General features: G+C 60.2%; 8 protein-coding genes. 4 read left to right on the top strand and 4 right to left on the bottom strand.

Annotated features, from left to right (window positions below; translation table 11 throughout):
• Nucleotides 1–1,217 precede the first annotated feature (1,217 nt).
• The 4 genes from KBZ33_RS20520 (at nucleotide 1,218) to KBZ33_RS20505 (ending at nucleotide 3,362) form a co-directional block, all read left to right on the top strand.
• Nucleotides 1,218–1,343, top strand: coding sequence for a hypothetical protein (locus KBZ33_RS20520; protein WP_255011956.1), 126 nt, complete (start codon nucleotides 1,218–1,220; stop codon nucleotides 1,341–1,343).
• A gap of 78 nt (nucleotides 1,344–1,421) precedes the next feature.
• Nucleotides 1,422–1,799: a hypothetical protein gene (locus tag KBZ33_RS20515; protein ID WP_254955316.1), complete on the top strand. Its 378-nt coding sequence runs from the start codon at nucleotides 1,422–1,424 to the stop codon at nucleotides 1,797–1,799.
• Nucleotides 1,800–2,143: 344 nt separating this feature from the next.
• Nucleotides 2,144–2,659 carry a hypothetical protein gene (locus KBZ33_RS20510; RefSeq protein ID WP_254955315.1) on the top strand — a complete coding sequence of 172 codons (516 nt, stop codon included), beginning with the start codon at nucleotides 2,144–2,146 and terminating at the stop codon, nucleotides 2,657–2,659.
• Between the two features lie 325 nt (nucleotides 2,660–2,984).
• Nucleotides 2,985–3,362: a hypothetical protein gene (locus tag KBZ33_RS20505; protein WP_254955314.1), complete on the top strand. Its 378-nt coding sequence runs from the start codon at nucleotides 2,985–2,987 to the stop codon at nucleotides 3,360–3,362.
• 131 nt (nucleotides 3,363–3,493) lie between these two features.
• On the opposite strand, the gene KBZ33_RS20500 is transcribed toward KBZ33_RS20505, so the two are convergent.
• From KBZ33_RS20500 to KBZ33_RS20485, 4 genes are all read right to left on the bottom strand, one after another.
• Nucleotides 3,494–4,045 carry a DUF4145 domain-containing protein gene (locus KBZ33_RS20500; protein WP_254955313.1) on the bottom strand — a complete coding sequence of 184 codons (552 nt, stop codon included), beginning with the start codon at nucleotides 4,043–4,045 and terminating at the stop codon, nucleotides 3,494–3,496.
• Nucleotides 4,042–7,173 carry a type I restriction endonuclease subunit R gene (locus KBZ33_RS20495; protein ID WP_254955312.1) on the bottom strand — a complete coding sequence of 1,044 codons (3,132 nt, stop codon included), beginning with the start codon at nucleotides 7,171–7,173 and terminating at the stop codon, nucleotides 4,042–4,044. The genes KBZ33_RS20500 and KBZ33_RS20495 overlap by 4 nt, the downstream gene beginning before the upstream one ends.
• A gap of 352 nt (nucleotides 7,174–7,525) precedes the next feature.
• Nucleotides 7,526–8,413: a GIY-YIG nuclease family protein gene (locus tag KBZ33_RS20490; RefSeq protein WP_254955311.1), complete on the bottom strand. Its 888-nt coding sequence runs from the start codon at nucleotides 8,411–8,413 to the stop codon at nucleotides 7,526–7,528.
• Nucleotides 8,410–8,601: a hypothetical protein gene (locus tag KBZ33_RS20485; protein WP_255011955.1), complete on the bottom strand. Its 192-nt coding sequence runs from the start codon at nucleotides 8,599–8,601 to the stop codon at nucleotides 8,410–8,412. Before KBZ33_RS20485 ends, KBZ33_RS20490 begins: the two co-directional genes overlap by 4 nt.
• Nucleotides 8,602–8,805 lie beyond the last annotated feature (204 nt).

Here is an 8,805-nt window from a genome sequence, read left to right as displayed (position 1 = left end):
CTGATTCAGGCCCATCGATGGGCATGCTCAGCAGAACAAAAGAGCCTCAGCAGCGATGAAGAGTTCAGCGCGGCCAGAATTCGCCGTGCTCAGAGGCTCGATGCTCTATTGGCAACAAACTCCTAGTGCAGTGCAGGTGTTACTGCCGCGAGCGATGGCGATGCTGTGTCTGCTGAATACAGGGATCCCTTGCGCCTGACTTAGACGATCAAGATCCCGATCGCTGGCAGCTTGATATGGCTCGCGCGGATCGATTGGGGCGTCAGCCTGGCCATCAGCGTCGCAAGGCGGGTTGCCTGACAACCGCTCCTCTACCGAGCTGGAAGATCTGCGCGTGGCCGAGGCGTCCTCCTAATAACCTGCAAGTTAACTTGGAGGTGTGGCGTCACCGAATGATGCGCCAAGAAGACCTCTTCGAAGGACGGCTGCCTAAGCCAGAGCGGCAAGACTACTAGTCGCAATGGCCATGCTTGGCGAGAGCCAGGATAGCCATACCTTCACCCGCTCAGGAGCTGATGATCACGATTGCCTTCGTTCTAATATGTTTTCCTATTCCCAAGGAAACTTCTTTTCCTTCCCCTGATTGCTTTCAATGGTGGCAGCCGGTTTTGTCTCATTGCGAACTTGGCAGGTGCTATTATACCCGATTGGCGGATTTCCGGGTGGGCAATCGGGATTGTTGAAGGCTCGGCCCACTGCTCCAAGGCGCATCTCTCCAGCCCCTCGGATCCAGTTGTACTTGCATCCCCAGCCAGGTTTCCCCGCGACAATGGGGTCGTGCCCTAGATCGGTCGAAGGATAGATACAATCTACTCGTTGGCAGTTTCCTCCACCGATATACGCAAAGCCTGCTGGGCATTGGTTGCCTTCTGCAATGTCTGCGCCCTGCGAATTGACGGTTCTGGATTGAGTAGAGGTGTCTCCTGACATGGCTCTAACGCAACCCACGTAATCCTTTGCCTCAACGCACAGCTTATGGATGCGTGGGTCGACCTGTTGTGCAGTGGCAGGAATTGAAGGGATGCTTAGCAAGGTAACAGCGCTGACAACTGCCAATTTGATGATATTCATGAATGGGTGTAAGTGCGGGGCTTGCGCTTGCCGTTATTGATGATCTTATCGGATGTGGTGAGATGCATGGCTTCTCGATCTCTACCACCTTGACTTGGGTTCCCTCGCCGTCAGCCCACACCACTGTCGCAAACACCAGGCTCCTGATGGGGGCAAGGGCAGCCACGGTGCCGCGGGCGAACGGTCCCACGCCGCTGGGGGCCTCGGGCCCGGTGACCATGGCGGTGGCCTGCAGGAAGGCCCTTGAGAACCGCACCGTGTCGCCGATCTGAAGTGCTGAGGTCACGGCCTGGTCTTCTCGCCGGCCCGTCTTCGGTGGATGCTGGGGGCCAGGCCGGTGAGGCAGCAGCGTGCCAGGAATCCACATCGCCACCCAGGACGATCTGCCGGGGCCGGACGGGGATGAGCCCTATGTGATGTTCGTGAACCAGACCGCCTACGGCAACGAGCGCTTCCTCCGCACCAACGTGCTCTCGGCCCGGCCTGACCTCAAGAAGTACACGTCCCTGCGGTTCCAGCAGGACGTCAAGCGCCATCCCGATGCCGCCGGGCCGGGCGAGGACGTGGTGCTGGTGTTCATGGAAGCCCTGGAGCTCGATCCGCCACTGACCCTGGTCTGCAGCGACATCCACCTGCAGATGGAGGGCTACCCGGTGGAGCAGGGGGCGGTGATCGAGATTCCGCTGCTGCCGCCAAGCCATCGAGGGCCGGCCAAGGGTTTCGGCTGAAGGGCCTGGGGGCCGGCGCACTGCCGCCGATACCGTGGGGGCTCCTCTGTCCCTTTACGGCTCGGCGATGCCTGCCCATGCGCTCCTGCCGGCCGTGAACCGAAAGTCGCCATGGCGACTGCGGCTATCGCCATAGTTTTCTTTCCGGCAATGTGCTCTTGACGACATAAGCAGGATAGATATACTTAAGAAGTCCACTAGCGCTAGGCACGCGTGAATCCGACGGTCAATTGCGGCAGCCTCACGTAGATTTATTCAAGGCGCTGTCTAAATAAGCCATGCAGCTGGATTCCGATTAGCTCATGGCCAACCCTAAATTGTTTTAAATGAATCCCAAGTATCCGATGAGCGCAGCCAAAGCCAAAAAAGAATGGGATGATGAAAACCAGAAGAAGAAAGACTATATAAACAGAATAAGAGGATCGATCAAGGATGGTGGTGCCAAAAACTCGGAGATTCTTTCAGGCAGGGCCAGATTGATTGCATTGGCTGTGCTTGGAACTTGCTGGGCTTTGCTAGCGGGCAAGATTTCTGATTTAACGGAAGAGAGCGCGCATGCACTAGGTGCAGTCCGCCTTTTTTGGCCAATGGTGCTGTCAGTTGCAGCTCTTTTATTTGATTTGCTGCAGTACGTGCTATACCATTTCTCTATTGGCTATTCGCTACACCACATGCGTGTATTCAGTCTTGATGGGTTGAACTCACTCTATGACAACCTCCAGCAAAATGAAGACTGGAAGCCTTCCGAATCGGAGATGCTTAATGCATTTGCTCAGGCAATGTTTTGGATTAAAATACTGTGCTCTACAGCTGGTGCAAGCGTGTTTATAGCTGTTGTGCTTTCCGCTTTTTATTTCTGATGAAGCCTCCGATATCGTGGGCGTAATGTTGGCCAGCAACTTTATAAGGCATGATCAAAGATCTTGATACTTGCCCACCTCGCGTGCTGCAACGCCGGGCAGCAGTGGCTAGCGCTAGCCGCGATGCGGTTGGGCGACAAGGTAGAAGCCCGCGAGGCGCTGGAGGTGGCCTTTGAGCTGGAGTCCCGGAACGCCTTTGCTCTACGCAGACTCGGCAGCCTGCTCGTGATCGCCGGGGCCCTGGCCGCCGGGGCTGAACGGACACCTCTAGACACTGGCGGCGGCGTCAGACGACCTGATCACGGCCTTCAACCTGGCCCAGGCATTGCTGGAGCCGTATAATCTAGACGAGCATCGCGACGAGGCCGATCGGTTGCTGCTGCAGTTGATCGAGGCCCAGCCCTACGGCGAGCCGGCAAACATGGCCAAAGATCTGCGGGGCAGCATCGCCGCCCAGGACCTGCGGCAGGTGCAGACCGATGGTTTGCGGCAGGACCCGGTGAGCTACGGCCTCCAGCCCCTGCAGATGTTCGAGGGGTTGGACATGGACCAGCCGCAGTTCATGTCGGTGCTCAGCGAGGTGGCGGCCATGGGCCAGGGCGGGCTGCAGATCAACGAGCCCGCTATCGCCCGCAGGCTCAAGACCCTGCCCGGCAGCTGGAGCGACCTGGCCCTGGCCTGCCTGATCCACGTGGGCATGTAGCCGCAGGCCCGCGAAGCGGTAGTGGCTGATGCCCGATGAGGACTCAGAGCTGGGGATCGAGGAGGAGTACCAGGAGGCGGTGCGATTGGGTGGAATGGGATGAAACTGACACTGCCGATCCCGGATGCGCCTCAGCCGTTCCTGAATCGCACCGTGGCTCGAGGCACAAAGGGTTTCTGGAGGAGTGCACAGGCCTCAATGGAAGCCACCAACGTGGTAACCAGCAGGATGAACACCTGCTCATCAGCGCTAAGCCCGGCCTGGCTCTGCAGCAGAGGCGCCAGGGCCATCCACAACGGTGATCTCTCCGCCTCTGGATACACCCGCTGCAGCCGCTTCTGGTGGCGCGGTTCCGCCAGTGTGGGGTCGCCTGCGCTGTGGGCGAAGTCATTGCGCACGCTGCGGACGGCGTGAAGGGCCTGCTCGATCGATGGTTCGATCAGCCCCAGACGTGCCGCGAGGCTGATCTTGGCGCCGTAGCTACCCAGGGAACGATCGGGGGTGAACAGCTTGTCTTCGGGGTCCTTGCTCGGTGCCATCACCGCCTTTAGCAGATGCTCCAGGGCCAGGTCCAGCCGAGCGACGCCTACCAGCACCAGACCGCGCCCGCGCTCCGCCATCATCTGCACGGCCACATTGCGGGCCTGCTTGGCGGCCGCCAGGGTGAGCGGATCAGGGGTCATTCCTGCTGGCCTTGATCGCGTAGGTCTTCGTAGAGATTGGTGTGATTGAGCAGGATGTCGATGATGCCCTCTTGTACCTCGGTAGAGTTGAGGGCCTGGGTGCTCATCAACTGATGAGCGTCAAGAGCGCCGATGATCGCGTCCAGCAACGCCTTGTTCAGATCGGGTGAATTGGAGAACTGTTCCTTGCTGTTGGCGGCTGCCTGCTGTTGCAGGGTGGAGGATTCCATCAGCTTGCCGCGGATTACGGAACACACATAGGGCAGCTTGTCGTTATCGCCGAGATCGCCACTGAACAAATCATTGAGCTTGGCGATGATCTCCGCCAGCTCGACCTTGTCTTTGTCCTGAACCCCACCACCACCTGGGGCCATGCCTGGGATCAGGAGGCTGTCGCCTTGGCTGAGGTCGAGCTTCTTGGTGCCGAGATTGCGGAGATGGTGGTGGGTGAGCACCACCTTGGAGAGATCCACCGTGTTGATCTCGCGCTCAAACTCCAGCAGTGGAAGAAGCGCTTTGTAGAAGATTGCCCGCTTCTCAATGCCGGTGTTGGCGTAGTCGAAGATCTGAGACAGAAACGTGTAGAAGCGCACGTAGGTGCCCATGTCGGTGCGGAACAGCGTGAGTGCGTCGAGTTCGTCTTTGGCACGCTTCTGTGCGTCGGCGTCATTGATCTCTTCTGCCTGGCGATAGGCGATCCTGGCTTTCTTGTACAAGGTCATCAGCCGCTGAGCCACAGGATCGATAGCCCCGATCAGCTGGCTCTGCCGCACCTTGTCAGTGCGGGTGGCATCCAGCAGCACCTTCACCACCCGGTCAATTTCGAACTCGTCGTAATGGCGCTGGGCATCGAGCTTGGTCTTTAGGTCGAGGATCAGAATGGGATTAGTGGCCTTGGCCAGCTCGGCGGTGGCGTAGTAGGTCTTGAAGGCTGCCAGGATGTCGTCTGCTTCGTTCACAAAGTCCACCACGTAGGTGGTGTCTTTGCCCGGATGGCAGCGGTTGAGCCGAGAGAGGGTCTGCACGGCCTGGATGCCAGCCAGGCGGCGGTCCACGTACATGCCGCAGAGCAGCGGCTGATCAAAGCCGGTCTGAAACTTGTTGGCCACCAGCAGGATCTGATAGTCGGCGCCGTTGAAGGCCTCGCGGATGTCGCTCTTGAGGCCGGGGTTGAGGCTTTGACTGCGTTCCGTGAAGCCATCGGGGCCGCTCTCCTCATCGCTCACCTCGCCGCTGAAGGCCACCAGGGTGCCGAGTGGGTAGCTCTTCTCCTTGATGTACTTGTCGATAGCGAGCTTCCAGCGCACGGCCTCCTTGCGGGAGCCCACCACCACCATCGCCTTGGCCTTGCCATCCAGCAGCGGCCAGACAAACTGGCGGAAGTGCTCCACCACAATCTGCACCTTCTGGGCAATGTTGTGGGGGTGAAGCTTCACCCAGCCCATCAGCTTCTTGAGCGCGGCGCTGCGCTCCACCTCCTCACTGGAAAAGCTCTGACCCTCCTGGGCGAGCTGGAAGGCCAGCTTATAGGAGGTGTAGTTCTGCAGCACATCGAGGATGAACTTCTCCTCGATCGCCTGACGCATTGAATACACATGAAACGGTGCCGGCAGGTTGCCCGGGCCAGCCGGTTCAGCAGGGTTTGGACGCCTCCCGAAGAGCTCCAGCGTCTTGGCCTTGGGGGTGGCGGTGAAGGCCACATAGGTGATGCCGGCCTCCCTGGTGCGGGCGCTCATCTGGGCTGCCAGTAGGGTCTCGATGTCCAGCTCGCCGCCATCGGCCAGATCGGCAGCTTCGGTTGCGGAGAGCACCTGCTTGAGCTTGTCGGCGGCCTGGCCGGTCTGGGAGCTGTGGGCCTCATCGGCGATCACCGCGAAGCGCTTGCCACTGGTGGCGGTGAGCTCCTGCATCTTCTTGATCAGGGCTGGGAACGTCTGAATGGTGCAGACCACGATCTTCTTTTCGCCGGAGAGGGCGGCGGCCAGCTGGTCGCTCTTGATGCCCTTCTCAGTGGTGATCGAGGCCACCACCCCTTTGCGGCGCTCGAAGTTCTCGAGAGTTTCCTGCAGCTGGCTGTCAATCACGCTGCGGTCGCTCACCACCAGCACGGTGTCGAACAGCTTCCGGTCGTTCTCGTCGTGGAGATCGGCGAGCAGATGGGAGCTCCAGCCGATCGATGCAGTTTTGCCGGAGCCGGCTGAGTGCTGGATCAGATAACGCAGGCCGGCGCCTTCCTCCAGCACAACCTTGAGCAGCAGCCGGGTCACGGCCAGCTGGTGGTAGCGGGGAAAAACCAGCCGTTTGATCTGCTTTTTCTTGTCGCGCTCGGCGATGCAGTAGCGGCCCAGGATCTCAAGCCAGCTATGGCGCTCCCACACCTCCTCCCAGAGATAGGCGGTGCGATGGCCCGCCATCACCGGATTGCCGGCGCCGCAGTTGGGCCCACCGGGGTCGCTGCCCTGGTTGAAGGGCAAGAACTGGGTGCGGGGGCCTTCCAGCCGGGTCGTCATCTGCACCTCGCGATTACTGACGGCGAAATGCACCAGGGCGCCACTGGGGAAGGAGAGCAGTGGCTCCGGAGCCTGGCCGACGGGCCTGGGGTTGCGGTCGCTCTTGTATTGCCACACCGCGTCCGCGATGTTCTGGGTGTTGTCGGTCTTGAGTTCGGCGGTGGCGACGGGGATGCCGTTGAGGAACAGCACCAGATCGAGGCAATTCTCGTTGTGGGTGGAGTAGCGCACCTGCCGCACCACCCGCAGGCGGTTGGCGTTGTAGCGGGCCAGGATCGCCGGGTTGAGCCCGAAGGCCGGCTTGAACTCTGCCAGCTTGAGGGCCTTGGGCAAGCCGAGCACCTCCACCCCGTGGCGCAGCAGATCGAGGGTGCCCACTTGGTCGAGCTGCTGGCGGACGCGCTGCAAAAGGGTGCCCTCGGCTTTGGAGCCATGGTTCTTCTGCAGCACCTGCCAGGCGTCAGGCTGGGCCTGCTGCACCCAGGCGATCAGATCGGGTGGGTAGAGAGCGAGCTCACGGCTGTAGGCAGCGGCGCTGCCTTCTTCGTAGAGCCAGCCATGGGCGCCGAGGTGCTCGCAGATCTCGCGCTCGAAGGCGACTTCGTGGTGGAGGCTCATCGGCTCCAAACCTCCTGGATCACTTCAGGTCGCATCCTGGACAGAGAAAGGTGGATTCACGAGCAAAGGGTCCTTGAGTCGCTCCCTGGCCGCCATGAGTAGGCCGGAGGTTCCAGCCGCTGGATCAACCCGCTGGGCGATGGCATCCAGGATTTCGGGTGGCGGAAAAAAGAGAAGGCCAGGCTCAATCAAGGCGGCACTGCTACTTGGTGGCGCTCAGCTTAGGTCGTACCCCAAGCTCCAGGGGTAGCCCTCAAGACTATGCACGGGGTGCATAGTTGTCGAAATTCGGATGATCTAGGGATCTTGGTTGAAGTGAGCATCATGAGGCTGCTTGCTCACTGCTGGTGGGCTAATCCAATGACACGGCAGCGGCCTGCGGCTCCCGCTGCAGCTGGTGCAAGGTGAGACCCTCGCCGTTCTTCCATTCGATCCAGCCGTTGGCGCGGCGGGCCATCAGGGCAATGGCGGCACCGGACGGGGTCTGAAACAGGTGGTCTTTGGTGAAAACCAGGCCGCCGTTGCCGTTGGGCTGCATCACGCCGCGTTCGATCAGCCGCTGGCGCCACTGTCTCTGCGCAGGGGTGGTGGAAGGGGTCATGGCCTCCCGGGCTGTGGAGCCTTCGAGCACCACGAAGCCTTCGGCTGTGTAGAGGCCTCGCCCCTCCACGCCCGTACCGGGACTGCGGCAGAAGAGCATGTCGGCTTCGCGTGAAGACGACGAAGCTGCAACGACGCGATCAAACAGCGGAAAGCCGAGGCTGGTGATCAGGGTGTGGCCCGTCTCGAAGATTTCCAGGCATTCGGCTTCCAAAGGGGCAGGTGTATGGGGCTTGAAGCCGCTATTGCCGTTTTCGTCCGCGAAGCGTTCGGCATCGCGAATCTGCTTGATGGCATGCCATTCCAGGAACAGCGCATGGGTCTGGGTGAGGCTGTTGGTGCGGGAGATCAGCACCAGGGCACGATCCCAGAAGTCCTTCTTCTGGTTGTGGATGCTGAGGCGGGCGCCCAGGTCTCCGGTTTGGCCCACGTACACCAAGCGGTCGCCGCCTTCTGTGGCTTCGCCGAGGAGGAAGTAAACCCCCACCTGGCGGCTCTGCTCCATCGCCAGGAAATCGGCCAGCAGACTGCGGGGCACCTCGATCACCTGCACGATGCGGGTGGTGATCTCAGCGATGCGAATGCCGTGGGGTTCGCCGCTGGGCAGAAAGATCTGGATCGTCTTGGGGGTGCTGCTCATGCAGCCTCAGCCTCGGGCACCAGGCCACGCACATCGATCTGGCCGGTGACGGCGGCGGAGATCAGGGCGGAGCGGCGTTCTTGTAGGAGAAGAATGGCTTGCTCAGAGGTTCGCAGTAGACCATTTAACTCCTGCTCTTTCTCTTCGAGGAACTCCAATAGCGGCCCTTGCTCATCCTGAGGCGGCAAGCAAAGAGGAAAGCTCGTAAACATCGGCCTTCTTAGGGAGTCAACGGTTGACTTGGCTCCTCCCTGAAGTGCAACCTTAAGAGTTTGCGGAAAAACCGTCTAAGCAGTCGTGTTTTCCCATCTCCGAGCTGATTTCTCGGTGATTTCGTCAGATGGGTTCAGTTCAAGCGCTCAGACAGCCCGATTTCGCAGCATTTGGACTGT

The organism is Cyanobium sp. Cruz-8D1 (assembly GCF_024345975.1).
In the GTDB taxonomy this organism is placed as follows: domain Bacteria; phylum Cyanobacteriota; class Cyanobacteriia; order PCC-6307; family Cyanobiaceae; genus Cyanobium.
The sequence above is the reverse complement of the archived record's forward strand: the minus strand, read 5'-3'. Positions and strand labels throughout refer to the sequence as shown.